This window comes from Kitasatospora sp. NPDC059646 (assembly GCF_042734615.1).
Classification (GTDB): Bacteria; Actinomycetota; Actinomycetes; order Streptomycetales; family Streptomycetaceae; genus Kitasatospora.
The window spans coordinates 1,946-3,563 of sequence record NZ_JBHWDS010000107.1 but is presented as its reverse complement, the minus strand read 5'-3'; the positions used below and the strand labels follow the sequence as shown (position 1 = coordinate 3,563).

At 72.9% G+C, this 1,618-nt stretch carries 2 protein-coding genes; one reads left to right on the top strand and one right to left on the bottom strand.

Going from position 1 to position 1,618, the window contains the following annotated elements; genetic code table 11:
- Positions 1-110: 110 nt before the first annotated feature.
- On the bottom strand, positions 111-836 hold the full coding sequence (locus tag ACFV1L_RS36250; protein ID WP_380374535.1) for a GPP34 family phosphoprotein: 726 nt from the start codon (positions 834-836) through the stop codon (positions 111-113).
- A gap of 302 nt (positions 837-1,138) precedes the next feature.
- On the opposite strand from ACFV1L_RS36250, the gene ACFV1L_RS36245 reads away from it, so the two are divergent.
- A partial coding sequence (locus ACFV1L_RS36245) for a hypothetical protein (RefSeq protein WP_380374533.1) occupies positions 1,139-1,618 on the top strand: 480 nt, incomplete at its 3' end.

The following is a 1,618-nucleotide window of genomic DNA, read 5'->3' as shown; positions in this document are numbered from 1 at the left end:
GGGTGGGGCCGTCTTCCCACCCGCGGGGGGGCCTTACTGGGGGGGGGGCGGGGTCCCCCCCCGGGCCCCCACCGCCCTCGAACCGCATCGAACACAACGGCGTGCGCCGCTCAGCGCGCGCCCACCCGGCTGGCCACACCCCGCCCCGCGGCGGCGGGCCGACCGGCCGGACCACGCGAACCCGCAGGCGCCGCCGACCTGCCCTGCTGGGCCGGTAGACCGTTCTGCACGTCCATCACCGCGTGGGCCACCATCCCGCCCAGCGGGTCGTACCTGATCAGGTCGCGCAGCCGGGAGCGCGAGGAACGCCCCTCGTTGCCCGGGTACAGGTGCTTGCCCAGACCCACCGCGTGCGCCAGCGCCGCCAGTGCCGCCGTCCGCGGGTCCGGCGGCACGCCGGTGCGGATCGCGGTGTCCAGCCGCTGCTTGATCGCGGCGTTGGTGCAGTCGTCCGACGCCTGGTAACGGGTCGTCGGCAGCACGCCGCACACCTGGCCCGGCACCGCCGTCACCATGCCGCACCGCTCCAGGTGCGCCAGGTACGTCTGCCTCAGGCCCAGGCGCGGCCCGCCGATCCAGTGCGCGGCGCGCACCGGACTGCCGCGCCTGCGCAACAGCTCCAACGCATGGTCCAGGGTCGGGTCACCGGTCGGCCGTGGCACCACCACGGCGATCCGGTCCCCGTCCGGGACTATCCTTCCGGCCAGGGACAGCTCGACGAGCTGCGCCCCGGCAAGTCCGAGGTCGAGGGTCTGCGGCTGCGCCGTGGTACCCGTGGCCGGGTCCAGTGCGAGCAGCAACAGCTCCTCGGGAATAGTTCTGCGGCTCCTGCCCATCCAAGCCTCCCCGCGTGGATGAATGACAGGGTGACGCCTCTCACACAGGCTTGTCGAGTACGCCTCCGAATCGTGACCTTGCCCGGGCAAGCTGGAACCACCGTCCGACGCCCCCGCGTCTGACCCGGCAACGGCCCGTACGGGCAGGAAAAACCGCCGGTCGGGCGGGGTGCGGCGGGCCATCGCGTCCTCGGTGCCGGAGACTGTACAGGTACTCGGGCGGGTCGAGAACCCACCCGAAAAAAACCAGCTTGTGTGATCGGACCGGCAACCGCCGGGGCGGACGAGGAGGAGTGGGTTACGTGGGCGAGTCCCCGCAGAGCGAGCCGCGCAACGGCGAGACGCGGCCGGCCGAGGCCGAGGAGAACCCGCGACGCCCTCGCGAGGGCGGCTCCACCGTCCACCTCCGCGTCCGCGACGAGGACGAACCCGCGACGGACGCCGCCGACACCGACATCGACCTCCCCGAAGCCGACGCCGCACTCACCGGCACCCCGGCCCTGAAGCTCGGACGGGTCTCCGCCGCCAAGCCGAAGGACGAGGAGAAGGAGAAGGACTCCGCAAAGGGCCCGGAGAAGGAGAAGGAGAAGGACTCCGCGAAGGGCCCGGAGAAGGACTCCGGGGAGGACGCGGCGAAGGACTCCGCGAAGGGCTCCGAGCAGGATGCCGCGGAGGACTCCTCGGAGGACGCGGCGGAGGAAGAGGCGGAGGAGCCGGAAGAGTCCGCCGACGCCGCTGACGAGGAGTCCGCTCCTGCCGGGCCCGAGCCGACGATGACGCTG